This is a genomic window from Kribbella sp. NPDC050470, assembly GCF_044458365.1.
GTDB lineage: Bacteria > Actinomycetota > Actinomycetes > Propionibacteriales > Kribbellaceae > Kribbella.
The window spans coordinates 513,268-537,145 of the sequence record NZ_JBITHV010000007.1; the positions used below are offsets into that span (position 1 = coordinate 513,268).

Below are 23,878 nucleotides of genomic sequence, written 5' to 3' on the forward strand. Positions count from 1 at the left end.
CGCGCGGCGGCTGGTGGGCCGGGTGCGCTGACCACGAGGACGAGGGAGCCGCATGTCAGATCCGAGGACCGAGGTGCAGCACGGCCTGGAAGGCGTGGTCGCGTTCGACACGCAGATCGCCGAGCCGGACAAGGAAGGTTCGGCGCTGCGCTACCGCGGCGTGGACATCGAGGACCTGGTCGGCCGGGTGCCGTTCGAGAACGTCTGGGGCCTGCTCGTCGACGGCGCCTTCACCCCGGGTCTGCCGCCGGCCGAGCCGTTCCCGCTGCCGGTCCACACCGGCGACGTGCGGGTCGACGTACAGTCCGCGCTGGCGATGCTCGCACCCGCCTGGGGTCTGCGGCCGCTCTACGACATCGACGACGTACAGGCCCGTGAGGACCTCTCCCGCGCCGCGGTGATGGCCTTGTCGTATGTCGCCCAGGCGGCTCGTGGCATCGGGCAACCGATGGTGCCGCAACGCGAGGTGGACAAGGCGAAGACGATCACCGAGCGGTTCATGATCCGCTGGCGGGGCGAGCCTGATCCGAAGCACGTGAAGGCCGTCGATGCGTACTGGACCTCAGCCGCCGAGCACGGCATGAACGCTTCCACGTTCACCGCCCGCGTGATCGCATCGACCGGTGCGGACGTGGCGGCTGCGCTGTCCGGTGCTGTCGGCGCCATGTCCGGCCCGCTGCACGGTGGCGCGCCTGCACGCGTGCTGACGATGATCGAAGGTGTCGAGCGCAACGGCGACGCGCGTGCCTACGTGAAGGGCTTGCTGGACGCCGGTGAGCGGCTGATGGGCTTCGGGCACCGCGTGTACCGCGCGGAGGACCCGCGGGCTCGCGTGCTTCGTCGTACGGCGCGAGAGCTCGACGCACCGCGCTACGAGGTCGCGGAGGCGCTGGAACAGGCCGCACTCACCGAGCTGCGCGAACGCCGGCCGGACCGGGTGCTCGAGACGAACGTGGAGTTCTGGGCGGCCATCGTGCTGGACTTCGCCGAAGTACCGCCGCCGATGTTCACGTCCATGTTCACCTGCGCCCGCACGGCCGGGTGGAGCGCACACGTGCTGGAGCAGAAGCGCACGGGCCGCCTGATCCGCCCGTCTGCCATCTACTCCGGCCCGCCCACCCGTCCCGCCACATCCATCGAGGGCTGGAACCCCGACTGGGCTTAGTCAAACGCGCGCTGAGCTGGGCGACCTGCCGGTGCGCTGCTTGTACTGCCTGCTGAAGTACGGCACGTCGGTGTAGCCCAGCGCAGCAGCAACCTGCGTCACCGTCATCCCGGCCTCAGTCAGCAGCTGGTCGGCCCGGTCGATCCTCGCCTGGATGAGGTACTGCGCAGGCGACATGCCCAACTGCGCGACGAACCGTCGCGTGAACTGCGCCCGGGACAGAGCCGCCCGCCCAGCCATCTCTGCAACCGTCCACTCCCGCCCAGGATCCTGCCGGAGCTGCCGAGCGACCTCGTCGACCGCGGTGTCCGTCCCACTCCGGCCCGGGTTGTGCACCGCGTCCCAGATCATCCCCAGCAACTGCTCCAGACACAGTTCAGCCTGCCGCCTCCCCAACAGGTCGCCCCGCCGGTACCCCGCGTCGCAAGCCCGCGCCAGCACGCCCAGCAACTCCCGATCCACCACCTCGCCCCACCTCGCCGCCGGCGCCACCCCGTTGCCTGCTTCGAAGTGCATGCCGAAGACCAGCAGCCGGCGCTTGGGGTCGTGGCCGGCGGTCGGGGCGTCGCCAGGCGCGAAGACCGCGCAGATGCCTGGATGGAGCTCCTGCTCGGCCCCGTCCAGCTCCAGCCGCCCGCGGCCGTCCAGCACGCACCACAGCAGATGATCCGGCAGCGGCCGCGACACCCACGACCAGCTCGGCTCACAGCGCCAGAATGTCGGCGCCGACAGCAGCCGCAACGTCAGCGGTTCACCCGCCGCCAGTCCGTGCGTCAATAGTCCAACTCCTTGCGCCGATCCTCCGTGGTCCGAGCCGGGCCCCGGCTCGGAGAATTGCAGTGTCGGAAACAGAGTACGGCGATCCGGGACAAGTCACCGGCACTACTGCGGGAGTAGCGCATGAGCGTTTCGTACAAGGTCGAGGAGAACCAGGCCTCGACGTACAAGGAAGAGTTCGACCGCACCGGGTACACGCTGGTGCGTGGCCTGTTCAGCACGGACGAGGCCGAGCGGCTGCGGGACCACTACATGGAACTGCGGAAGCGTGGGTCGGACCCGCACGACTTCGCCGGCCACACTTCCGCGAACCGCGACCCGCTGCGCAGGTACCCGCGGATGGCGCAGATGCACCGCTGGGACGACGTCTCGCTGGGCTGGCTGACCGACGAGCGGATCGACCAGGTGATGGCGGCGCTGCTCGGCCGGTCGCCGTACGCGGTCCAGACGATGCTCTACTTCAAGCCGCCGGGCTCCCGCGGGCAGGCGCTGCACCAGGACAACTTCTACCTGAAGGCGGAGCCGGGGACGTGCATCGCCGCCTGGATGGCGCTCGACCGCGTGGACACGGCGAACGGCTGCCTCGAGGTCGTGCCCGGTAGCCACCGCTGGCCGATCCTGTGCACCGAGAAGGCCGACACCAAGATCAGCTTCACCGACATCACGGTCCCGCTGCCCGACCCCGACGCCGCCGTACCGGTCGAGATGGAGCCCGGGGACGTGCTGTTCTTCCACGGCGCCCTGGTCCACGGCAGCGCCCCGAACGTCACCACCGACCGCTTCCGCCGCGCCCTCATCGGCCACTACATCGAAGGCGAGGCCGAGCGCGTCGCGAAGTACTACCACCCGGCACTGCGGATGGACGGCAGTCCCCTGGAGCTCGAGGTAGCCGAAGGCGGCGGCGCCTGCGGCGAATGGACCGACACCCCCGACGGCCCTGTCATCACACTAACCGGCACCGAAACCACCACCCGCAAACACGAGTAACCCCCACCCGCCCACCCAACCGGGACGCCGACACCTCCCGCCGCACCCCAGCGCGCCTGCGCGGTTCGGTGTGTGCGTGTTGGGTGAGACCCTGGGTTGGGAGTCGGGGGCGGTGTGCGAGGATGGGGTGCGCTGACAGCGTCGTCGGCTCTGGAATTGCAGACGACGAAGGGAACGCTGGTGACCAGCGACATTCAGATTCCTGTAGAGCTCAAGCCCGCCGACGGCCGCTTCGGCGCGGGTCCGTCGAAGGTGCGCCCGGAGGCCGTCGCCGCGCTCGCGACCGAGGGCGCGAAGCTGCTCGGTACGTCGCACCGCCAGGCGCCGGTGAAGAACCTGGTCGCCCGCGTGCAGCAGGGCGTGTCCGACCTGTTCCAGCTGCCGGACGGCTACCAGGTCGTGCTCGGCAACGGTGGCTCGACCGCGTTCTGGGACGTCGCGACGTTCGGGCTGATCCGGGAGAAGAGCCAGCACCTGAGCTTCGGCGAGTTCTCCTCGAAGTTCGCCAAGGCCGCTCAGCTCGCCCCGCACCTGGGTGAGCCGAGCATCGTCAAGTCCGACCCGGGCACCCGGCCGGTCGCAGTCGCCGAAGCCGGCGTCGACCTGTACGCCTGGCCGCACAACGAGACCTCCACCGGCGTGATGGCGCCGGTGCAGCGGGTCGAGGGCGCCGACGAGGGCGCGCTGGTCGCGATCGACGCCACCTCGGGCGCCGGCGGCCTGCCGGTCGACATCAACGAGGTCGACGTCTACTACTTCGCGCCGCAGAAGTGCTTCGCCTCCGACGGCGGCCTGTGGATCGCCGTGATGAGCCCGGCCGCGCTGGCCCGGGTCGAGGAGATCACCGCGAGCGGCCGCTGGATCCCGGCGTTCCTGGACCTCGCCACCGCGGTCGACAACTCCACCAAGCACCAGACGTACAACACGCCGTCGCTGGCCACGCTGTTCCTGATGGCGGAGCAGACCGACTGGATCAACAACCAGGGCGGCCTGGCGTGGAGCGTCGCCCGCACGACCGACTCGAGCAACCGGCTGTACACGTGGGCCGAGAAGTCCGACTACGCCACGCCGTACGTCGAGGACCCCGACGCCCGCTCGCTCGTCATCGGAACCGTCGACCTCGACGACTCGATCGACGCCGCCGCAGTCGCCAAGACCCTCCGCGCCAACGGCATCGTCGACACCGAGCCCTACCGCAAACTCGGCCGCAACCAACTCCGCGTCGCCATGTTCCCCTCGGTCGACCCCGACGACGTAGAAAAGCTCACCCACGCCATCGACTACGTGGTCGACCGCCAGAAGTAATCACCACGCAAACAGCCGCCGCCCCCATCGGGCGGCGGCTGTCTCACGTGTGCGGGCAATGGCCCACCGAGCCGCTCGCGATAGGCGTGGGCCGAGCCGGCACCGCGCACACCCCGGACCCTCGCAAGACACATGCGCCGTACCGCACCCCGCACTCCAGGAACCCGCGAGACACGTACGCCGTACCCGCACCCCCGGACCCGCGAGACACGTACGCCGTACCGCACCCCGCGCACCCAGGAACCCGCAAGCGACGTACGCCGTACCCGCCTGCCGGCACGCCCAGGAACTTGTGAAAGGTCCGCATACCCAGGTGTCCGCGAGAGGCGTGCGCCGAGCCGGCACTCCGCACACCCAGGTCCTCGCAAGGGGCGTGCGCTGTACCCGCACCCCGTACACCGAGGTGCTTGCGTGGGGCGTGGGGCTGGGCGCGCGCCGGGCACGCTGAGGTGCTTGCGGGGGTTAGGAGTGGGAGCGGCGGTGGGGGGTGGGTGGGGATTGGCCGGTTAGGCGGGCGTTTTCGGCCATGCGGTCGAGGCGTTCGCGGCGGCCTGGGGGGAAGGTGATGATCGTGATGAGGAGGGCGAAGGCGGCGGCGCCGATCAGGATCCAGCGGAGGTTGTTGCTCTTGGCTGATTCGGTGCTCGAGTCGTTGCCGGTGCCCGGTTTGGGGGTGACGGAGGCGGCGGGCGGGGTGGCGGCGGCCTTCTTCGCGGGGATGGGGACCTGGTAGACGGGTGAGTCTGCGCCTTCGGTGCCGGCCAGGACCGTCTGGCCGTCCGGGCCGACTGCAACCGACTCGCCTTGGGAGGCGGAGACGGTGGCGCTCGCGACCAGGGTGGGGGGTTCGCCCCAGGCGATGGTGGAGATGCCGGTGTAAGTCCGCAGTACCACTCGCTGACCGTCCGGGAGGAAGGTGCCGTCGGTGAAGGTGCCGGCCGGGGCGGGCGCGAGTTTGGTGAGCTCGTTGGTGCCCTGGCGGGACGGGGCAGGCGGGGCCGCGTAGATCGAACCGGCGCCCTTCGAGGACTTCGTGACGATGAAGAGCTGGTTCGTACCGGGCTCGACCAGCAGGGTCTCGGCGTCGTGGGCGCCGTCCGGGTAGGTGAAGTCGTACCGGTGGTAGGTCACGTTGGTGTTGTCGGCGAGGTCGGCCGGTTCGGGGATCGTGTAGATCTCGATCTGATCCCGGTTGCCCTTCGCGTCGCCGATGTCGGCGATGTAGATCGTGCCGTCGCCGTCCACAGCAACTGCCTCGACGTCCTGCACGTCCGCCTTGAAGCCGAGCACCATCCGGACCTTGCCGGTGTTGTCCACGCCGAACACCCGCGCGCGGTCGCCGGAGTCGTTCACCGTCCACCACAGGTCGTACTTCTGGCTCTTCGCGAGGCCGGACGACTCGGTGATCCGCTCGTCGCGCATCGTGAAGTACTTCTTCACCCCTGGCGACGGATCAGCCGCAGGTGCCTGGACGGCGGAGGGCGGTGACGCCGCCTGTCCGGTGGTGGCCGCAGGCGCGAGAGCTGAGGCTCCGGCGGGAAGAGCTGTGCCGGCAAGGCTGAAGAAGCCAGCCGCCAGGAGGGCGAGGCCAGCCCGGATCCGCATCAGGACCCCACCTCCGCACCGGGACCATCGGCGGGGTTGGGGGCAGATCCCGCCGCAGCAGGCGTGTCAGCCGAGGACGAGGCCGCGGATGCACCGACACCCGAGGGCGCCGCCGGGGTGGCCGAGGGCTCGAGGAGGAGTTGGGCCAGGTGGGGGGTTACGTGCCAGTCGGTGGTGAGGGACTGGTATTCGGCTGCGAGGTCGGGGGTGGGGTGGGCGCCGGTTCGGGCGGCTCGGAGGAGGAGGTTGCGGGGGGTGTGCTGGCTGTCCACGAACTGCACTACCTCCACCCGGTATCCGACCTGTCGCAGGACCGCCGCCCGGAGGGTATCCGTCAGGACGTCGGCAAATCGCTCACGAACGATGCCATATCTCGTCATCAGCGCATAAGGCGCCGGTGGTGTGACGCCTTTGAGCTGCTTTTGGATGTCGTGATGGCAACACGGAGCCGCAAGCACCAGCGGCGCCTCCCAGCGGACCGCTCGGGCCAGGGCGTCGTCCGTGGCGGTGTCGCAGGCGTGCAGCGCCAGTACGACGTCCGGGCGTACGTCGAGCTCCGCGTCCTGGATGGTCGCGTCGACGAAGCGCAGGTGCTCCTGCCAGCCGAGCGCCGTCACGACCCGGGTGTTGCGCTTGCGCGCCGCCGGGTTGTGGTCGATGCCGGTCATCCGTACGTCGTGACCGGCCGCGGTCAGCAGGTGGTAGGCCGCAAACGTCAGGTACGCGTTACCGCAGCCGAGGTCGACCACCTCCAGCGGCCTGCCGGTGGCGATCCGACCCGCGGAGATCGCCTCGTCGAGGGCCGGCGCGAGCTGCTTGCAGAACTCCTCGACCTGCTTGTACTTCGCCTGCCGGGACGGCTTCACCCGGCCGTGATGGTCGCTGATCCCGAGCTCGATCAGGAACGGCGCACTCGGCTCGAGCACCCGCTGCTTCACGCGGTCGTGGCTGGTCGTCTGCTCCCGGCTGTCCGACTGCCGGTGCAGCAACTCCTTGCCCTTCTTCGTGTACCGCAGCCGAAGCGTCTCGGTCGTCGTCTCGACGTGCCACGTCCCGTACGGGAGGTCCAGCAGCTCGTCGACGGCCTTCTCGACCTCCGGTCCGGCGACGTTGCGGGTGTGCGCCTGGCGTTCGTCGTACTCGGTGATCTGCAGGTGGCGGACGTCCTTGAGGTCGACGTAGCGGAGCTCCACGCGCTGGTAAAGCGGTGGTTCCAGCCCGCGGCGGCGGCCCGAGGCGACCGCGCGAACGAGGCCGGTCTGGTCCAGCAGCGCGGGACGGATCACGTCGCGCACGCCGGACTCCGCTCCGGAACCGGTGGCCGGCTCGCCGGAGCTCCGATCCGGATCCACGTCTGACTGCATCGCGCCATTGTCCCCGACCGCTTGGGTCGATCACAAAAGGGTCTCGCCCGACCCCGCACAGCTACCCTGCGTCACTCGAGTTTCTCGTCCTCCTTCAGCAGCCCCAGGCTGCGCAGGCGGGTGGCGATCCCGCCCTGTTGACGCCCCAGGGCTTCGACCAGCTCGTCCTTGGTCGCGCCGCCACGGAAGAGCTCGGCCAGGGTCTGCTCCTCCTCGGCGGACCAGGGGCGGAACGCGTTCGGGTGGTTCTTGCGGGCCGTCTTGATCCGATGGGTCATCGAGCGCGTGTCGAGCAGCTCCAGGGACCGGATGCGCGCCTGGCGGTGCCTGCCGACCTCTTCGCCGTCGCGCCAGAACACCACCACGCCGTCGTCGAACGTCATCAGCTCGGCCGGGACGTCGCAGTAGTCGTCGGCCTCGAGCATCACACGCATCATGGCTGGTTCTCTCCGTTTCGTCGGACGGTCCGGCGGCCACGGCGGCACATCCGGTCCCGTTTCTCGACAGAGAAGATGCCGCGATCCCACCCCCGCCCGACCACCGATTCGCAGCCTGTGGACAACCAACCGCACAATCAGTTTGCAAAATCTCTTTGCAAACCGTCTTTGCAGTCCTACTCTCGGACTCATGAGCGACGACGAACCCGCAGAGGCCGCGCTGATCGGCGGCAAGACAGTCCGCCTGGACCGGCACCTGATCCGGGCCCTCGCGCACCCGATGCGAAACCGCATGCTCGGACTGCTGCGGATGTACGGCCCCCAGACGGCCACCACGCTGGCCGGCCGGCTCGGGGTGAACACCGGTGCCACCAGCTACCACCTGCGGCAGCTGGCCGAGGCAGGCCTGGTCGAGGAGGACGACACCCGCGGGAACGCGCGGGACCGGTGGTGGAAGTCGGCGCACCAGGGCACGGCGTTCGACGCGGCCGAGCTGCTCGACCAGGAGCCGGAGCTGACGCTGGGCTTCCTGCACGGGATCGGCCAGACGTACGCGGAGAACATGTTCGGGTTCATCGACGCGATGCAGACACTGCCGCCGGAGTGGCGCGACGCCAGCATGCTGTCGGACTACATGTTCCACCTCCGCCCCGACGAGCTGAAGGCGATGCTCGCGGAGGTGACGGCGGTGTTCGAGAAGTACAAGACGCCGGACCTCACCGCTCCGCTGCCTGAGGGCGCCGAGCAGGTATCGGTCCAGATCCAGGCGTACCCGCGCGAGACCCGGTAAGGCGAGGTACGACGTGACGTCCGCAGAAGCACGTGGAGACCGGGCACCGCTGGTGGCGTTCCTGGTCGCCAACGTGGTGTCGATCTGCGGCACCCGCGTCAGTGCGATCGCGATCCCCTGGTTCGTGCTGACGACCACGGGCTCGCCGTTCAAGACCGGTGTGGTGGCGCTGGCGGAGATGGGCCCGCTGGTGCTGTCCAAGGCGGTCGGCGGACCGATGATCGATCGAGTCGGGCCGCGACGGATCAGTGTGATCGCGGACACGGCCAGCACCGGTGTGGTGGCGCTGATCCCCTTGCTGCACACGATGAACGCGTTGTCGTTCCCGCTGTTGCTCGCGCTGGTCGCCGTAGCCGGGGCACTCCGCGGGCCAGGTGATGCCGCCAAGGCAACGCTCATCCCGGACATCGCGCACGCCGCGAAGGTGCCATTGGAACGCGTGACCGGCCTGGAGAGCACGACCGAGCGACTGGCCGGGTTCATCGCGTTCGCTGTCGCCGGCGGGCTGATCACTCTGGTCGGCGAGGTCAACGCGCTGTGGATCGACGCGGCCTCGTTCGGCGTGTGCGCCGTACTCATCTACCGCTGGATCCCCAGGAAGCACGAGAAGGCCGACCGGCAGGACGACGGGAGCTACAAGGAGCGGCTGCTCGACGGCTGGCGGTTCCTCAGCAGGGACAAGCTGATGATGCCGCTTGTCATGATGATCGCGGTGACCAACCTGCTCGACGCTGCGGTCGGCGCCGTACTGCTGCCGGTCTGGATCAAGGAGCACGGCTTCGGGCCCGGCCACACCAGCCTGATCCTCACGTCGTTCGGAGTGACCGCGACCCTGTTCGCCCTCGTCGCGTCAGCAGTCGGCGATCGCATCCCGCGCAAGCTGGTCTTCACGGTGGCGTTCCTGATCTGCGGTGCGCCGCGGTTCGTGGTGATGGCCTTCGACGCGCCCGTGTGGGTTGTGATGGCCGTGTACGCCGTCGGCGGTGTCGGAGCCGGTTTCATCAACCCGGTGCTGGGTGCGCTATTCATCGAGCGCATCCCCAGGCACATGCTGGGCCGGGTCAGCTCGCTCGCCGACTCGGTTGCGTGGCTCGGCGTACCGCTCGGTGGCGTTGTGGCCGGTGCGGCGATCGCAGGCGTCGGTCTGGTGCCGGCGCTGCTCGCAGCCGGCGCGGTGTACTTCGTCGCGACCACGTCCCCGCTGTTCTTCGGCCGCAACGAGAGCTGGAAGGCTACACAGGATCCGACGGGTCCTCGGGGAACGGCGGCCGATTCGGATCCGGTGGCAGTCCCCACGTCTTAGCCTTCTTCGCCTCGGTCTCCTTGCGACGCAGCCGGTCCCGCTCCGCACTCAGCAGGCCGAGCAGTGCGAGGTCGAGCAGCATCCCGCTCACCGCCGCGAACTGCGTGCCCGCGAACTGGAACACCTGCGTGACCAGCAACGACACCAGCACCGCCAGTTCGAACAAGCGGATCGCACGGACCCTGTTCCCCTTCCGCAACTGCAGTCCGCCGCGCAGCGTGAAAGAGGCCGACAGCAAGCTTCCTGCCGCCACCCCAAGGACCGGCAGGTCCGCGGCCAGCCCGTCGTCGAACCGGAGCCCGGCGGCGATGGCGGGCGCACCGATCGCTTGGATGACCAGTACGGCGACTGCCACCCGAGGCGCGAGTGGATGCGTGGCCAGCCGGTCGAACCCACGCTGCAACGCCTGCCACGCGGCGTCGACCGGAGCGGCGAGCTCCACCTCGTCGGCCGGGCACGCGGCCAGCAGCTCCCTGGTCTCGCGGCGACCGTCGACGTCCAGGCTGACCTGGCGAAGCTGCTCCGAGGCCTTGGCCAGCCGGCGCCGCGACAGGCCGCCTGCGACCCCTTCGACGGCGTGGTCGACCACGTTGGCCAGCTGCTCCCGTTCGTCGATCGGACGGCGGGTGGTGAGGAACCGGCTGCCGAGCACGATCAGCACGAAGACGACGTACACGATCGCCGCGGTCGGTTGGTAGAAGTAGTTGTTGTCCGAGGTGACGAACTTCCCGACCTCGTCGATGAACAGGCCGAAGCCGACGCCACCGATCAGTGCCGCCGCGGGCCGCACGACGGGGCCGACGTACGCGAGCAGCAGGGAGATCGAGACCAGCATCAGCAGGCCGCCCGGGAGGACGTGGGCGATGTGCAGGCCCTTGCCGCCGATCTGCGGGTAGCCGCTCAGGCCGAGGAACAGGCGGGTGATCAGGACCGTCGCCACCCCGGACACCACGAAGGTGGTCAGGTGCTCGGCGGACCGGACGTTGCGGACCAGCCCCGCCCGCATCAGGTACGGCGACCGCGCGCCCGTGGTGCCGGTCATGGGGCCTCCCGGCCTGGACTGAGGAGTGGAGGGAGCGCAGCGACCGGAGTGACGAGGGAAGGCCGGGAGTTCCAGCCCCATGACCCGCCGCGCCGGAGGCGTGGCATCAGTACAGTCATGCGGCCCTACGTTAGTTGGAGACGTGTCAGCGGACGAGGGCGGCGATGACGACCATGGCGACCAGGGCGGCCAATACGAGCGAGGTCACCAGTCGGCGCGTGCGGGGGTCCACTCCGCCAGATTAGTGGACCCCCAATGAATAGTTGCCCACCAGGACACCCGACGGGTCCACCCGCTGTTTGATCGCGCGCAGGCGGGTGAGCTCTGTGGCGCTGTAGCTGTCGTGGAGAGTGTTCCAGGAGGACGAGCCGGTGGGCGGGAGCTTGCCGGCGCGCCACGGCGCCATGGCCTCCTGCAGAGCGGTCAGTGCCTGCTCGGTCCCCTCGGGCGAAGTCACACTGGGTTCGTGAAGTCTTACCACGCGAAGTTCGCGCGATCGGCACCGACCTCGGCGCGTTCGGGTGGTTCAGCGAGGGCTGACCAGTGGCTCGGGGCGGTGGACGCCGCGCGGGCGGTAGCCGACGGCGTCGGACAGGCCCAGGTAGTCCGAGAGCAGCCAGATGATGGACAGCCACATCTCGGTGCCCTGCAGCCCGGGGATGGCGCGGTCGTCGGTCCCGTCCGGCGCGAACGCGAACCCGGCGCCGTCGACCCAGCGATCCAGGATGCGGGTGAGCTGATCCTCGGCCCACCGGGTGCCGTCGGCCCGGCCCACGTCGGTCTGCTTGCCGGCCAGCCAGAGCGGGTGGATCACGTCCAGCACGTTGCACGCGTTGTAGCCGTCGCCGCTGAACATCCGCCGATCGTTGCTGTGAGCAAGCACCGTCTTGACCGCCTGCTCCGGGTACGGCAACGGCAACCCGAACTGCGCGTACGTCCCGCGCGTCAGCCGGTAGAAGCCGTTGACGACCTGCAACCAGCCGTCGTCCGGATGCTGCCGGCCCCACATGCCGGTCGCGGGATCGACGCGCAGCAGGAGCCACCCCATCAAGGTCTCCAACGGGCCTGATTCGCCATGATCCTTGAGGTTCCGGGCCAACGCGGTGCCGAGGGCATCGATCCCCGAACCGGACGACCAGGCGTGCCGCTCCCACGGCAGCTTGTCGAGCTCCTCGGGTGTGAAGTCGGTGGTGATCGGGTGCTCGAAGCTGCTGTCCAGCACCTGCAACGCGTAGCCGACACAGAGCACGTGATAGCTCGCCGGGCCTTGCAGGACGGACAGTTTGTCATCCGCGGGTACGTCGATACCGGCATCCGCGAGGTCTCCTGGTGAGACCAGTCCGGTCGCGGGATCCTGACGATGACGCAGGCGGCGGACCAGGTCGTCGCGCGTGTGTCCTTCCGGCGTACGTCGTACCAGGACGTCTGCGATCTCGATCGCGTCGCACCACGGGCGGATCGCGGGCTCGTGCCCGAGACCGGGGCGGTCGACGAAACGCTCGCCGTCCCAGCTGTGCTTCAGTACGTCGTCCACCTGCTCGCGAGCCTTGGCCGTGAAAGCAGCGAGTCGCTGGGAAAGGCTGCCCGACCGGACCGTGGATTCGCCCGAGCGGGAACGCAGTACGCGCGCCGGGTTGCCGGCGGCAATCGTGTTGGCGGGGACGTCCTTGGTGACGACCGCGCCGGCGCCGATGATCGAGTGCGGGCCGATGGTGACGCCGTCCAGGACCGTCACGTTCGAGCCGATCCAGACGTCGTCGCCGATCGTGATGCCGAGTGCGGTGTGCTTCTGCCGGAAGATCGGCTCTCCCGGTGCGGTGCCGTGGTTGAACGCCAGCAGCGACGTGTGCGCCCCGATCCGGACACCGTCGCCGATGGTGATCCGGCCGCGGACCACCGAGAACGGGTTGATCGTGGTGTCCGACCCGAGCGTGATGTGCCCGGTCACGTACGCGTGCGCCGCGATGTACGACCGCGCCCCCATCCGGAGCTCGTCGCAGTACACGGCCGCCGACTCCGCGACGTACACGTCGTCGGCCAGCGCGAGCGACCCACCGAGCCGCTGCTGCCGCTCGGCCTGGCGCTTGCGCTCGTCGTCGGAGCCGATCCGGGCGTACTCCCAGGGCAGGAAATCCAGTCGCAGCGGTTCACCATAGGTCATGGGAAAACGCTATCCAAACCTTGGGATCACCGCTACCCCGGAAAAGTCGCTGCTACTCTCTCGGCTGTGCGGGGTACCAGGCAGACATGACGATACCCGGATCCTTGGCCGGCGGGGACAACCCCGACGACGGTCCGGCGAGCAGTGGCGGGCGCCGGCGAGTCACCATCAGTGACCTCGCACGCCGTCTGCACATCTCGAAGGCGTCGGTCTCGTACGCGCTGAACGGCCGGGCCGGTGTCAGCGAGGAGACCCGGCAGCGGGTGCTCGACCTGGCCGAGGAGCTCGGCTTCCACCCGAACTCGGCCGCCGTCGCGCTGTCCGCGAGCCGGACCCGGACGATCGGCATCGTGATCGCGCGCGACCCCGCGCTGATCTCCACCGAGGCGTTCTACATGCGCACCCTGGTCGGCATCGAGCAGTACCTGAACGAGGTCGACTCGTCGCTGCTGCTCCGGCTGACGGGCGAGCACGGCGAGGATCTCGACGTACTGCGGAGATGGTCCCGGCAGGGGCGGGTGGACGGGTTCATCCTGTTCGACGAGCACGACGACGACCCACGGATCACGCTGCTCAAGGAGCTCGGGATGCCGTGCGTGGTGGTCAGCTCCAACGACCCCGACGACCAGGTCGGCCGGCTGATCAGCTCGCCGGTCGAGACGGTCACGCTGCTGCTCGACCACCTGGCCGAGCTCGGGCACCGCGACATCGCGCACATCAGCGGGCCGTTCACCTTCGTCCACGAGCAGCTGCGGGTGCGGATGCTGGGCGAGGGGGCCGAGCAGCGCGGGATGACGGTGCGGCACGTCGAGGGCAGCTACCGGTACGACGACGGCGCCGAGCTGACCCGCCGGTTGCTCACGGACCCGAACCCGCCGACCGCAATCGTGCTGGGCAACGACCTGATGGCGGTGGCCGCGCTCCGGGTGGCGATGGACCTCGGGACCGCCGTACCGGGTGAGGTGTCGATCCTCGCCTGGGACGACTCGCCGCTGTGCGAGCTGGCGCGGCCGGGGATCACCGCGATCGACCAGAAGACGATGGAACGCGGCCGGGCCGCCGCGGACCTCCTCCTCCGCGTCGCCACCGGCGACCCGGACCTCCACGAGCAGGCCCCGGCCGGCGAGCTCCACCCCCGCGAGTCCTCGGGTCCCGCCCGCCGCTGAGGGGTTACCCCCGCCGAGGGGTTGCCCCCTGCGCTCGCGCCCCGGCCGCCGCTAAGGGTTGCCCCCTCAACTCGGGGGTTGCCCCCGAAATTCCCAGTGGGCAACCCCCCACCTCAGTGGATATCCCTCGAGGTCGGAGGTTGCCTCCGGAGGGGCGAGTTTGAAGACTCTGTGAAATCGGGTGGTTTCGGAGGGTGTTGGATTGCGTCGGGCGCCTCGGCCAAGGTGGTTGCGAGCGCCTTCGTGGGGGCGCTCGAAGGAACTGTCATCGCCCTTGCCGGGCAGGTGCCGCACGACGAGCAGTACGCCGTTCGCGCGGTTGCCGGTGTGTTGAGGATTTCTCTGGAGGGAGAGCAATGAAGCTGCCGAAGTCCGCGTACACGGATCCGCCGTGGCGGATGCACGAGATCGATGAGGGGTTCACGGTCGAGGATGTCTGGGCGTTGCCGACGCCCGGCGGTCCGGACGACTTCCCGAGGCTGCTGCGGATGATGTCGGGTGGGGACACCAGTGACAACCCGTCCTGGATCGCCCGGACGCTGTTCGCGATCCGCTGGAAGCTCGGCGAGTGGTTCGGCTGGGACAGCCCGGAGGCGAAGGTCGGCTCCCGGGTGGCGACCCTGCGCGACCGGCTGCCGGCCGACCTGCGCGACGGCCCGGCCGGGCCGGAGTTCGACAAGCTCCCGTTCAGCTCGGTGTTCCTGACCAAGGACGAGTTCGCCGCCGAGATGTCCAACAAGACCTGCCACGCGGTCATGCACCTGACCTGGGTCCCCGACGGCAGCGGCGGGTACCACAGCCAGATGGCCGTCCTGGTGAAACCGAACGGCCGGCTGGGCGCGCTCTACATGGCCGCGATCCTGCCGTTCCGCCACATCCTCGTCCATCCCCCGCTGCTCAAGGGCATCGACGAGGAGTGGGCGAATCAGGCGAACAACTTGCCACCGCGGTCGCGACCGCGGTGGCAACTCCGGTCCAGACCAGTTTGAGTCGATCCCGGTGCCCGGACTTGACCAGGAAGGTGGCGAGGAGGAGCTAACCTAAGAACTCCCATTCGCCCACTGTGGTGTACGCCGCATTGCGTCCCGGGCCCTCGCCGAGCCGGGACTCGATCAGCTGCAGGCTCCCCGCAGTCCACGACGGACCGTCGTACGTGTCGAAGATCCGGACCCACCGGGTCGCGTCGACCGGCCGGCGCAACCGGGCCAAGGTGACATGCGGGGTGAACTTCCGGCCCTCCACAGTGACGCCGGCGCGGTTGGCCGCGGCCCGCGTGGTCATCGCCAGGTGCTTGAGCGACTCGGTGTCGTCGCGCACCCCGGCGTACAGCACCCGGGCGTCGGGCACGCCCGGGAACGCGCCGGCTCCGGTGAGTTGCAGCTCGAACGGCGACTGCCGTTTGGCGGCCCGCTCCAGCCGCTCCCCGAGCTCGTCGGTCTTCCAGTCCGGCACCTCGCCGAGGAAGGCCAGCGTGATGTGCCAGTGCTCGTCCGTGGCCCACCGGATGTCGTCATCCGGATGCTCCCGCCGCGGCTCCACGAACTCGCTCAGATCCTCCACAACGTCAATTGGTGGCACCACGGCCACGAACAATCGCATCCAGAAATCGTATCCGTGCGCGAAACTGCTTTTGTGGATGAGCTGAAGCTGCCGTCGCCGTGCGTGGTGATCCTGGCCGGGCCGGGGGCGTCGGGGAAGTCGACGTGGGCGGCGGAGCGGTTCGCTGCGGAGCTGATCGTGTCGAGTGATCGGCTGCGGGCACTCGTGGGGGCCGGGGAGGACGACATCGCGGCCAGTGCGGATGCGTTCACGTTGCTGGAAGAGGTGGTGCGGCAACGAATCGGGCGTCGGCTGACGACCGTGATCGACACCCTCGGGCTGGACCGGGAGCGGCGGTTGCGCTGGCTCGGGCTGGCACGGGACGCCGGGATGCCTTGTGTTGCGGTGGGTTTCGACACTCCCGCGGCCGAGTGCCGCCGGCGGAACCGGGAGCGAGCCAAGCGGATCCCGGCCGATGCGCTGACCTCGCAGTTGCGATCCTGGACCGCGGCGAAGCAGGAGTTGCCGACCGACGGGTACGACGACGTGCTCGAGCCGGCCGTGGTTCGCGTCGTACCGTCGGCGTTCGTCGAGGCGGGAGCGGCGGCGCTTCGGCAGGAGGAGACGCCGACCGGGTTGCGGTTCGGGCTGCAGTTGAGCAGCTACACCCACAAGGCCGGTCGGACGGGCACCGCGAGCTGGATCCGGGAGGTCGCCGGCCGGGCGGAGGCTGCCGGTTTCGACGCGATCTACGTGATGGACCACTTCCGGCAGATTCCGCAAGTGGGGCGGGCCTGGGAAGACTTCCTGGAGAGCTGGACGACGCTCGGGTACCTGGCCGCCTGTACGTCGCGGGTGCGGCTCGGGACGCTGGTCTCCGGGATCACCTACCGGAACGTCGCGCATCTGGGGAAGATCGCCGCGACGCTCGACGTACTGAGTGGTGGGCGTGCTGTCTGCGGTGTCGGGCTGGCGTGGTTCGAGCAGGAGCACAAGGCGTACGGGTGGCCGTTTCCGTCCGTACCCGACCGCTATCGCCTGCTCGAGGACGCGTTGCAACTGCTGCCGATTTTGTGGGGACCAGGTAACAAACCGTTCCACGGCAAGGTGCTCGACGTGCCGGACACCACCTGCTATCCGCGACCGCTGCAGGAGCGGTTGCCGTTGCTGGTCGGCGGAAGCGGGCCGCAGACCTTGCGGTTGGCGGCACGCTACGCCGATGCCGTGAATGTGTTCGGCGACGTCGCGCAGGTGCGCAAGCGGGTCCGCATCGTGCGGGAACTCAGCCACTCTGTGGAGCTGACGCATCTGTCCACAACCCTGGTGGGCAAGGACCACCGGGACGTCGACGAGCTGGTCGGCAGGCTCCGCCCCCGCAACCAGGACCCGGCTCGCTATGCCGCGTCGGTCAACGCAGGGACCGTCGCCGACCAGATCGGGCGCTTCCGCGAACTGTCCGAGGCCGGGGTCGCCGAGGTGATGATCAGCGTCCCCGACCTCGACACCCTGGAGACGGTCGGCGAGGTGATCTCAGCTTTTCGGCTTTAGGTCACGACCTAAGTCCAGCTTGAGCAGGGCGTTCTCGATCAGCTCGGACATGGCGGGGTGGATCCAGTACTGGTTGCGGGCCATCGAGTAGGCGTCCAGGCCGAAGCTCATCGCCTGGATGACCGGCTGGATCACCGACGACGCCTGCGGGCCGATGATGTGGCAGCCGATGATCTGGCCGGTGTCGGCGTCGGCCAGGATCTTGGCGAAGCCGGTGGTGTCCTCCATCGCCCAGCCGTAGGCGATGTCGGCGTACTGCTGGCGACCGACGACGTACCGGATCCCGCGCTCGCGGGCCTGCTCCTCGGTGAGGCCGACGGCGGCGACCTGCGGCGAGCTGAAGACGGCGTGCGGGACGAAGCGGTGGTCGGAGGTGATCCGGGCGTCCGGGTTGAGCAGGTTGTGCTTCACCACCCGCGCCTCGTGGTTCGCGACGTGCTTCAGCTGGTGTGGTGACGTGACGTCACCGAGCGCGTAGATGCCGTCGACGTTGGTCTGCTGGTACTCGTCGACGACCACCCGCTGCTCGGCGTCGACCACGACACCGGTGGCGTCCAGGTTCATCGTGTCCGAGTTCGGCGTCCGGCCGACGGCGACCAGGACCTCGTCGACCACGAGCTCGTCGACGCCGTTCGGGCTGAGCATCTCCAGCGCGATCGAGCCGTCCGCCTGCCGCTTCGCGCTGACCGTGTCGTGGTCGAGGCGGACGTCGTACTTGCCCTGTGCGATCTCGGTGTACCGCTCGGCGATCTCGGTGTCCTCGTGCCGCATCAGCAGCCCGGAGCGGGCGATCAGCGTGACCTCGACGCCGTACGACGAGAACACGTGCGCGAACTCGGCCGCGACGAAGCCGCTGCCGATGATGCCGAGCCGGCGCGGCAGCTCCTCGATCCGCATGATCGTGTTCGAGGTGTGGTAGCCGACCTCCTCGAGACCGGGGACGAACGGCACGATCGGCCGGCTACCGGTGGCGAGCACGAACTGGTCGGCGGTGAGCGTGCTGGTCGAGCCGTCCTTGCCGTCGACGGTCAGCTCCTTGTCGCCGGTGAACCGGCCGGTGCCGTCGTACACGGTGACGTTCGCGTTGTCGGCGTGGTGGTGCCGGTACTCCGAGCCGCCGGCGGCGATCGGGTCGATCCGGCCGAAGATGCGGTCCCGGATCGCGGGCCAGCGGACCCCGTCGAGCGTCTCGTCGACGCCGTACCGGGAACTGACCGACGGCGTCGCGGCCAGGTCGGCGGTGTGGACGAACATCTTGGTCGGGATGCAGCCGACGTTCAGGCAGGTGCCGCCGAACGTGTCGCGCTCGACGATCGCCACCTTCCAGTCCGTGAACCGCCGGTTCACGATGGTGTTTCCCGAACCGGTCCCGATGATCACCAGGTCGTAATGAGTCACACCTCATTCTGGACCCGTCCGTGCGGGATCATGGGGACGGTGTCAGGCAGTGAGTTGGTGAGCAGCAACGGAACGCTCGGATGGGACGGATTCGGGACGCTCCGGATCCGGTACGACGTGTCCACGGCCGGGCTGGGGAAGCTCACCAGATCGCTGCGCACCCGGCTGGGTGAGCGGACTGTTCCGGTCGAGGCGTTGCAGGGCATCGGCCTGAGCATGAGTCCAGGGGCTCCGGTGGTCAGTCTCGAGCTGCGGGAGCACGCCGATCCGCTGCTGTCGGTCGGCGGCGGGTCCTTCGCGGCGCTGCTCGATCCGTACCGGTTCTTCTTCGACGCCGCCGACCGGTCGGTCGCCGAGCGGCTGGTCGCCGACGTGAAGGCGATGCTCGCCCGGCGGCAGGTGCCCGCCTCGGCCTCGCAGCAGTGGCTGGTCGCGCCGCCGGTCGCGCCGGACCGGATCGAGGGGCGGGACGCGACCGTATTCCTGGCCGGTGGCCACCTGGCGTTCGCCTACAAGTGGCCGGCGAGCCGGAAGAAGAAGGCGGACGGCGACCGGTTGTCGGTGCCGCTGGCCGACATCATCGACGTCGAGTGGATGCCGAACGACCGCCGGCTCCGGCCCAAGGGCTTCTTCCGGATCAGCACCGCGCGGACCCCGCTCGAACGGCCCAAACCGCGGCACGACCCGGCGGCGGTGTTGACCGAACGGCGAACCGACGTCGACGTGCTGTTCTTCGCGGCGCGACTACTGACCCGGATCCGGCCCTAAGCCACTCTGGGCCCGAGGTCCTTGGCTTCGACCGGGGTCCGCGGCGCCGGTGCCGAGTCGACGGCGCGCGGCCCTGCCGCTGGGTCGACGGCGCGCGGCGTTGCCGCTGGGGCTGCGTCGACAGCGGCCTTCTCGCCGAGGAGCTCGGTCTGTGGGAGCACCTCGAGCCGCGGGCGCGGCAGCAGCCGCGGCCGGATGGCCAGGCCCCGCTTGCGCGAGAAGTACAGCACCGAGGCGACCGTGCCGGCGATGGTGAGCCCGCCGCCGACGATCAGCGACCAGCGGGCGCCGAAGGTCTGGCCGACCCACCCGATCAGCGGCGACCCGATCGGCGTACCGCCCATCAGGACCGTCATGTAGAGCGCCATCACCCGGCCGCGCATGGTCGGCTCGATGCTCAGCTGCATGGTCGCGTTCGCGGCGGTGAGCATGGTCAGCGAGGTCAGGCCGACCAGCGGCAGCACCAGCGCATAGGTCAGGTACGTCGGCATCAGGCCGCTGACCAGCGCCATCACACCGAACGCCAGGGCCGCGCCGATCACCAGGCGAGCGCGGATCCGGACCCGGCGGGCCGCCAGCAGCGCGCCCGACAACGACCCGATCGCCAGGATCGAGCCGAGGATGCCGTACTCCCCCGCGCCCTTGCTGAACACCTCGGTCGCCATCAGCGCGGACGTCATCTGGAAGTTCAGGCCGAAGGTGCCCGCGAAGAACACGGTCACCAGGATCATCATCAGGTCCGGCCGGCGCCACAGGTAGCGCATGCCGTCGCGGATCATGCCCTTCTCCCGGGCCGCAGGCTTCGGCGTGTGCAGCTCGCCGACCCGCATCAGCCGCAGCGACAGGATCACCGCGGCGTAGGTGAAGCCGTTGATCATGATCACCGGTCCGGTGCCGATCCAGTGGATCAGCAGGCCGGCCAGCGCCGGGCCGAGCAGCCGGGCCGCGTTGAAGGAGGCCGAGTTCAGCCCGACCGCGTTGGCGAGCTCGTCGCGGCCGACCATCTCGACCACGAACGACTGCCGAGCGGGGGCGTCGAACGCCGTACCGACTCCGAACAGCAGGGCCAGCAGGTACACGTGCCAGGGCACGACCAGCCCGGCGACGGTCAGTCCGCCGAGGACGAGGGCGACCGTGGCCATCGCGATCTGGGTGCACGTCAGCACCCGGCGCTTCGGGAATCGGTCGGCCACGACACCGGCGTACGGGCCGAGCAGGAGGGCCGGCAGGAACTGCAGTCCGGTCACGATGCCGAGCGCCGTACCGGAGTGGGTCAGCTCCAGGACCAGCCAGTCCTGGGCGACGCGCTGCATCCAGGTGCCGACGTTCGAGATGATCGCGCCGGTGGCGTAGAGACGGAAGTTGCGAACTTTGAACGCTCGGAAGGTCGGACTCATGTGGCCGCCAGGCGTTCGAGAACAGGTGCTGCCTTGCGCAGGATGTCGCGCTCCTCGGGGGTCAGTTGCTTCAGTTTGGTCTGCAGCCACTCGTCGCGGCGCCGCCGGTTGGCCTGGATCAGCTCGTCGGCGCGGTCGGTCAGCTCGACCACGATCTGGCGCTTGTCGGTCGGATGAGGCCGGCGGGCGACCAGGCCCGCCTCCTCCATGTTCGACACGATCCGCGTCATCGACGGCGGCTTGACCTGCTCGTGGGAGGCCAGCTCGCCGATCGTCATCGCGTCGTGCTTGGCCAGCGCACCGAGCACGCTGAGCTGGTTGGCGGTGAGGTCGTGACCGGGCTCGCGCTGCCGCCGGATCTGCCGGGACAGCCGTAGCGTCGACGACCGCAGGGCACTCGCCAGCCCGACGTCACTCTTCACCTGCTGGGCTACGACTTCGGGCATGTTCGTTAGCTTAACTCATTACCTTTGCTAAAGAAAACGGTTGACCGGCCGGTGGTATTCCCGGGCAGCCGCTGCCGAGGCGCTAAGGTTCCCGGACATGGGGACAACTGCCGAGCTCGAGCGGTACGAGCAACGGTTCCGGCGGGCCGGGCTGCCGCTGTTCATCGAGGACTTCTCGCCGACGCACGACATCTTCACCAGGGCCACGCCGCTGCTGGCGCTGGTGTTCCTGGCCGAGGTGCTCGGCGCCACCTCGCTGGACTGGTCGGTCTGGAAGAACGTGCTGGCCGCGGTCGTCGCACTGGCGGTTCTGGTCGGCGGGTTCGGCGTACTGAACGCGCTCCGCGGCCGTCCCTTCTGGTCACTGCCGACCCGGTTCGGCATCCCGGAGCTGGCCGTGTTCATCCTGCTTCCCGCCCTGCTGCCGCTGGTCACCGAGGGGCAGGTCCAGCAGTTCTTCGGTGTTGTCCTCGGCAACCTGCTGCTCGTCGGCCTGGTGTACGTCGTGGTCGGCTACGGCCTGATCGCGACGACGTACTGGAGCCTGCGCCGGCTGGCCGGCGACCTGGCCGACTCGATCGCGAGCATGGTCCGGGCGCTGCCGCTGCTGCTGGTGTTCTCACTGGTGCTGTTCATCAACACCGAGATGTGGCAGGTGTTCACCGGGATGCCGGTCGCGTTCATCCTGTTCTCGATGGCGGCGTTCACGCTGCTCAGCACGCTGTTCCTGATGGTGCGGCTGCCGAAGGAGGTCGACGAGATCGAACGCGACGCCGCCTCGGGCCCGCCGCTGCGCCGGCTGCAGCGGCTCAACCTCACCATCAGCCTGGCCATCCGGCAGTGGGTGCAGACGCTGGTCGTTAGCAGCGGGGTCGGCCTGTTCTTCGTTGCCTTCGGCATGCTCGGGATCAGCCGGAAGATCTACGAGAGCTGGGAGATCGACCCCGGCGGCTGGTCGTACGACGTCCAGCTGCTGGGGCACCCGATGGTGATCAGCGCCGGCCTGGTCAAGGTTGCCGTCGGCATCGCGAACTTCACCGGTCTCTACTACTCGATCGCGCTGATGACCGACTCGTCGTACCGCGAGGAGTTCCTCGACAGCGTCACCGTCGAGCTCCGCAAACTCTTCACCGCCCGCGCGGAGTACCTGCAGCTACGCGGTTAGCCCTCAGGTCAGCCAGTCGCTGAGCGGGCCGATCGCGAAGTAGACGACGAACAGGATCGAGACCACCCACATCAGCGGGTGCACCTGGCGGACCTTGCCGCGAACCAGCTTGAGCAGGACGTAGGTGACGAACCCGGCGCCGATCCCGGCGGTGATCGAGTACGTGAACGGCATCAGGATGATGGTCAGGAACGCCGGGAACGCGACCTCGATGTCGTCGAAGTCGATCCCCTTCACCTGCGTCATCATCAGGAACCCGACCAGGATCAGCGCCGGCGTCGCCGCCTCGTACGGCACCAGCGTGACCAGCGGCGCGACCACCATCGAGATCAGGAAGCAGATCCCGGTCACCACACTCGCCAGGCCGGTCCGCGCCCCCTCGCCGACACCCGACGCGGACTCGATGTACGACGTGTTGCTCGACACCGACGCGGCCCCACCGGCCGCGGCCGCCACCGAGTCGACGACCAGGATGCGCTGCGCGTTCGGCGGGTTGCCCTCCGCGTCCAGCAGCCCGGCCTCGGCGCCGATCGCGGTCATCGTGCCCATCGTGTCGAAGAAGTCCGCCAGCATCAGCGTGAAGACCAGCAGCAGCGCGGCCACCACGCCGATCTTCTCGAACGACCCGAACAGGCTGAACTCGCCGAGCGTGTCCAGGTCCGGCGTGCTGAACCAGTCGTCCGGCAGCGCCGGCACGGTCAGGCCCCAGCCGTCCGGGTTCTCGGCGGTCCGGGCCCCGATGCTCACGATCGACTCGACGACGATCGCGAGTACCGTCGTGGCCACGATGCCGATCAGGATCGCGCCCTTCACCTTCCGCGCGTACAGCGTGACGATCAGGGTCAGGCCGAACACGAAGATCAGCACCGGCCAGCCGCGAAGGTTGCCGGCCACACCGAGCTCCACCGGCGGGCCGGTCAGCGCGGCGGGACGCCGTACGAAGCCTGCGTCGACGAATCCGATGAACGCGATGAACAGGCCGATCCCGACACTGATCGCCACCTTCAGCTGCACCGGGACCGCCTCGAACACCGCCTTGCGGAACCCGGTCAGCACCAACAGCAGGATGATGATGCCCTCCAGCACCACCAGGCCCATCGCGTCCGCCCAGGTCATCTTGGTCGCGATCGAGAACGCCACGAACGCGTTCAGGCCCAGGCCGGTCGCCAGCGCGAGCGGGAAGTTCGCCACCACGCCCATCAGGATCGTGAGCACCCCGGCCACCAGCGCGGTCGCCACCGCGACCTTCGCGATCGACGCCGCCGGATCCGTCCCGCCACCGACGAACTGGCCGGTGCCGTCCTTCACGGTGCCGATGATCAGCGGGTTCAGCACCACGATGTAGGCCATCGTGAAGAACGTGACCACCCCGCCGCGGATCTCCCGGTTGACGGTCGAACCACGCTGGCTGATCTTGAAGAACGAGTCCACGAAGCCGGACCGGTCACGGGCGGTGGAAGCCTGGGGCGAGCTCATGGCGGAATCGTGCCAGTTCCTGGCAAGCTCTTGGAAGTA

General features: G+C 69.0%; 22 protein-coding genes. 10 read left to right on the forward strand and 12 right to left on the reverse strand.

Going from position 1 to position 23,878, the window contains the following annotated elements; translation table 11 throughout:
* Positions 1 to 52: 52 nt before the first annotated feature.
* On the forward strand, positions 53 to 1,165 hold the full coding sequence (locus ACIBGM_RS23560) for a citrate synthase 2 (protein ID WP_396386771.1): 1,113 nt from the start codon (positions 53 to 55) through the stop codon (positions 1,163 to 1,165).
* Here the strand turns inward: ACIBGM_RS23560 and ACIBGM_RS23565 are convergent, their stop codons facing one another.
* Positions 1,166 to 1,942, reverse strand: a complete 777-nt coding sequence (locus ACIBGM_RS23565; protein WP_396386772.1) for a helix-turn-helix domain-containing protein — start codon at positions 1,940 to 1,942, stop codon at positions 1,166 to 1,168. It abuts the gene before it with no gap.
* Between the two features lie 123 nt (positions 1,943 to 2,065).
* Here ACIBGM_RS23565 and ACIBGM_RS23570 point away from each other — a divergent pair, with 123 nt between their 5' ends.
* Positions 2,066 to 2,929 carry a phytanoyl-CoA dioxygenase family protein gene (locus tag ACIBGM_RS23570; protein WP_396386773.1) on the forward strand — a complete coding sequence of 288 codons (864 nt, stop codon included), beginning with the start codon at positions 2,066 to 2,068 and terminating at the stop codon, positions 2,927 to 2,929.
* Positions 2,930 to 3,106: 177 nt separating this feature from the next.
* Positions 3,107 to 4,234 carry a phosphoserine transaminase gene (gene serC, locus ACIBGM_RS23575; protein ID WP_396386816.1) on the forward strand — a complete coding sequence of 376 codons (1,128 nt, stop codon included), beginning with the start codon at positions 3,107 to 3,109 and terminating at the stop codon, positions 4,232 to 4,234.
* A gap of 462 nt (positions 4,235 to 4,696) precedes the next feature.
* Here the strand turns inward: serC and ACIBGM_RS23580 are convergent, their stop codons facing one another.
* The 3 genes from ACIBGM_RS23580 to ACIBGM_RS23590 all read right to left on the reverse strand — a co-directional run bounded on the left by ACIBGM_RS23580 (position 4,697) and on the right by ACIBGM_RS23590 (position 7,640).
* On the reverse strand, positions 4,697 to 5,839 hold the full coding sequence (locus ACIBGM_RS23580) for a hypothetical protein (RefSeq protein WP_396386774.1): 1,143 nt from the start codon (positions 5,837 to 5,839) through the stop codon (positions 4,697 to 4,699).
* A complete protein-coding gene (locus tag ACIBGM_RS23585) occupies positions 5,839 to 7,203 on the reverse strand; it encodes a class I SAM-dependent methyltransferase (protein WP_396386775.1) in 1,365 nt (454 codons plus the stop codon). The genes ACIBGM_RS23580 and ACIBGM_RS23585 overlap by 1 nt, the downstream gene beginning before the upstream one ends.
* A 71-nt stretch (positions 7,204 to 7,274) precedes the next feature.
* Positions 7,275 to 7,640, reverse strand: a complete 366-nt coding sequence (locus tag ACIBGM_RS23590) for a hypothetical protein (protein ID WP_360537379.1) — start codon at positions 7,638 to 7,640, stop codon at positions 7,275 to 7,277.
* Positions 7,641 to 7,830: 190 nt separating this feature from the next.
* On the opposite strand from ACIBGM_RS23590, the gene ACIBGM_RS23595 reads away from it, so the two are divergent.
* Both ACIBGM_RS23595 and ACIBGM_RS23600 read left to right on the forward strand, forming a co-directional pair.
* The gene (locus ACIBGM_RS23595) at positions 7,831 to 8,430 is read left to right on the forward strand and encodes a helix-turn-helix domain-containing protein (protein ID WP_396386776.1); all 600 of its coding nucleotides are present in this window, start codon (positions 7,831 to 7,833) and stop codon (positions 8,428 to 8,430) included.
* A gap of 13 nt (positions 8,431 to 8,443) precedes the next feature.
* Complete coding sequence (locus ACIBGM_RS23600; RefSeq protein WP_396386777.1) at positions 8,444 to 9,733, forward strand: MFS transporter; 1,290 nt, start codon at positions 8,444 to 8,446, stop codon at positions 9,731 to 9,733.
* Here ACIBGM_RS23600 and ACIBGM_RS23605 read toward each other — a convergent pair.
* From ACIBGM_RS23605 to ACIBGM_RS23615, 3 genes are all read right to left on the reverse strand, one after another.
* Positions 9,663 to 10,775, reverse strand: a complete 1,113-nt coding sequence (locus tag ACIBGM_RS23605) for a hypothetical protein (RefSeq protein WP_396386778.1) — start codon at positions 10,773 to 10,775, stop codon at positions 9,663 to 9,665. The two genes, ACIBGM_RS23600 and ACIBGM_RS23605, sit on opposite strands and share 71 nt — an antisense overlap.
* Positions 10,776 to 11,016: 241 nt before the next feature.
* Entirely contained in the window at positions 11,017 to 11,232 is a 216-nt protein-coding gene (locus tag ACIBGM_RS23610; protein ID WP_396386779.1) for a hypothetical protein, read from the reverse strand.
* Positions 11,233 to 11,301: 69 nt separating this feature from the next.
* A complete protein-coding gene (locus tag ACIBGM_RS23615) occupies positions 11,302 to 12,936 on the reverse strand; it encodes an acyltransferase (protein ID WP_396386780.1) in 1,635 nt (544 codons plus the stop codon).
* 86 nt (positions 12,937 to 13,022) lie between these two features.
* Between ACIBGM_RS23615 and ACIBGM_RS23620 the strand changes: the two genes are divergently transcribed.
* Positions 13,023 to 14,102: a LacI family DNA-binding transcriptional regulator gene (locus tag ACIBGM_RS23620; RefSeq protein WP_396386781.1), complete on the forward strand. Its 1,080-nt coding sequence runs from the start codon at positions 13,023 to 13,025 to the stop codon at positions 14,100 to 14,102.
* Positions 14,103 to 14,458: 356 nt separating this feature from the next.
* A complete protein-coding gene (locus ACIBGM_RS23625; RefSeq protein WP_396386782.1) occupies positions 14,459 to 15,091 on the forward strand; it encodes a DUF2867 domain-containing protein in 633 nt (210 codons plus the stop codon).
* 46 nt (positions 15,092 to 15,137) lie between these two features.
* On the opposite strand, the gene thpR is transcribed toward ACIBGM_RS23625, so the two are convergent.
* Positions 15,138 to 15,701, reverse strand: coding sequence for an RNA 2',3'-cyclic phosphodiesterase (thpR, locus tag ACIBGM_RS23630; protein ID WP_396386783.1), 564 nt, complete (start codon positions 15,699 to 15,701; stop codon positions 15,138 to 15,140).
* Between the two features lie 33 nt (positions 15,702 to 15,734).
* Here thpR and ACIBGM_RS23635 point away from each other — a divergent pair, with 33 nt between their 5' ends.
* On the forward strand, positions 15,735 to 17,189 hold the full coding sequence (locus ACIBGM_RS23635) for an LLM class flavin-dependent oxidoreductase (protein WP_360537363.1): 1,455 nt from the start codon (positions 15,735 to 15,737) through the stop codon (positions 17,187 to 17,189).
* Here ACIBGM_RS23635 and ACIBGM_RS23640 read toward each other — a convergent pair.
* Positions 17,172 to 18,587, reverse strand: coding sequence for a mycothione reductase (locus ACIBGM_RS23640; protein ID WP_396386784.1), 1,416 nt, complete (start codon positions 18,585 to 18,587; stop codon positions 17,172 to 17,174). The two genes, ACIBGM_RS23635 and ACIBGM_RS23640, sit on opposite strands and share 18 nt — an antisense overlap.
* A 57-nt stretch (positions 18,588 to 18,644) precedes the next feature.
* Between ACIBGM_RS23640 and ACIBGM_RS23645 the strand changes: the two genes are divergently transcribed.
* Positions 18,645 to 19,355: a DUF4429 domain-containing protein gene (locus ACIBGM_RS23645; protein ID WP_360537359.1), complete on the forward strand. Its 711-nt coding sequence runs from the start codon at positions 18,645 to 18,647 to the stop codon at positions 19,353 to 19,355.
* Here the strand turns inward: ACIBGM_RS23645 and ACIBGM_RS23650 are convergent.
* Together ACIBGM_RS23650 and ACIBGM_RS23655 are read right to left on the reverse strand one after the other, a co-directional pair.
* Positions 19,352 to 20,752 (reverse strand): MFS transporter, encoded by a 1,401-nt coding sequence (locus ACIBGM_RS23650; protein ID WP_396386785.1) that lies wholly within the window; start codon positions 20,750 to 20,752, stop codon positions 19,352 to 19,354. The two genes, ACIBGM_RS23645 and ACIBGM_RS23650, sit on opposite strands and share 4 nt — an antisense overlap.
* Positions 20,749 to 21,198 (reverse strand): MarR family transcriptional regulator, encoded by a 450-nt coding sequence (locus ACIBGM_RS23655; RefSeq protein ID WP_360537355.1) that lies wholly within the window; start codon positions 21,196 to 21,198, stop codon positions 20,749 to 20,751. The genes ACIBGM_RS23650 and ACIBGM_RS23655 overlap by 4 nt, the downstream gene beginning before the upstream one ends.
* Positions 21,199 to 21,295: 97 nt before the next feature.
* Here ACIBGM_RS23655 and ACIBGM_RS23660 point away from each other — a divergent pair, with 97 nt between their 5' ends.
* Positions 21,296 to 22,363, forward strand: a complete 1,068-nt coding sequence (locus tag ACIBGM_RS23660; RefSeq protein ID WP_360537353.1) for a hypothetical protein — start codon at positions 21,296 to 21,298, stop codon at positions 22,361 to 22,363.
* 3 nt (positions 22,364 to 22,366) lie between these two features.
* Here ACIBGM_RS23660 and ACIBGM_RS23665 read toward each other — a convergent pair whose 3' ends face one another.
* Entirely contained in the window at positions 22,367 to 23,839 is a 1,473-nt protein-coding gene (locus ACIBGM_RS23665) for an NCS2 family permease (RefSeq protein WP_396386786.1), read from the reverse strand.
* Between the last annotated feature and the right edge of the window lie 39 nt (positions 23,840 to 23,878).

What these genes read in the sequence shown, in the direction of transcription:
- ACIBGM_RS23560 (WP_396386771.1), top strand. Translation starts at nt 53, where the DNA reads ATGTCAGATCCGAGGACCGAGGTGCAGCACGGCCTGGAAGGCGTGGTC.
- ACIBGM_RS23570 (WP_396386773.1), top strand. Translation starts at nt 2,066, where the DNA reads ATGAGCGTTTCGTACAAGGTCGAGGAGAACCAGGCCTCGACGTACAAG.
- ACIBGM_RS23580 (WP_396386774.1), bottom strand. Translation starts at nt 5,839, where the DNA reads ATGCGGATCCGGGCTGGCCTCGCCCTCCTGGCGGCTGGCTTCTTCAGC.
- ACIBGM_RS23585 (WP_396386775.1), bottom strand. Translation starts at nt 7,203, where the DNA reads ATGCAGTCAGACGTGGATCCGGATCGGAGCTCCGGCGAGCCGGCCACC.
- ACIBGM_RS23590 (WP_360537379.1), bottom strand. Translation starts at nt 7,640, where the DNA reads ATGATGCGTGTGATGCTCGAGGCCGACGACTACTGCGACGTCCCGGCC.
- ACIBGM_RS23595 (WP_396386776.1), top strand. Translation starts at nt 7,831, where the DNA reads ATGAGCGACGACGAACCCGCAGAGGCCGCGCTGATCGGCGGCAAGACA.
- ACIBGM_RS23605 (WP_396386778.1), bottom strand. Translation starts at nt 10,775, where the DNA reads ATGACCGGCACCACGGGCGCGCGGTCGCCGTACCTGATGCGGGCGGGG.
- ACIBGM_RS23615 (WP_396386780.1), bottom strand. Translation starts at nt 12,936, where the DNA reads ATGACCTATGGTGAACCGCTGCGACTGGATTTCCTGCCCTGGGAGTAC.
- ACIBGM_RS23620 (WP_396386781.1), top strand. Translation starts at nt 13,023, where the DNA reads ATGACGATACCCGGATCCTTGGCCGGCGGGGACAACCCCGACGACGGT.
- ACIBGM_RS23625 (WP_396386782.1), top strand. Translation starts at nt 14,459, where the DNA reads ATGAAGCTGCCGAAGTCCGCGTACACGGATCCGCCGTGGCGGATGCAC.
- thpR (WP_396386783.1), bottom strand. Translation starts at nt 15,701, where the DNA reads ATGCGATTGTTCGTGGCCGTGGTGCCACCAATTGACGTTGTGGAGGAT.
- ACIBGM_RS23650 (WP_396386785.1), bottom strand. Translation starts at nt 20,752, where the DNA reads ATGAGTCCGACCTTCCGAGCGTTCAAAGTTCGCAACTTCCGTCTCTAC.
- ACIBGM_RS23655 (WP_360537355.1), bottom strand. Translation starts at nt 21,198, where the DNA reads ATGCCCGAAGTCGTAGCCCAGCAGGTGAAGAGTGACGTCGGGCTGGCG.
- ACIBGM_RS23660 (WP_360537353.1), top strand. Translation starts at nt 21,296, where the DNA reads ATGGGGACAACTGCCGAGCTCGAGCGGTACGAGCAACGGTTCCGGCGG.
- ACIBGM_RS23665 (WP_396386786.1), bottom strand. Translation starts at nt 23,839, where the DNA reads ATGAGCTCGCCCCAGGCTTCCACCGCCCGTGACCGGTCCGGCTTCGTG.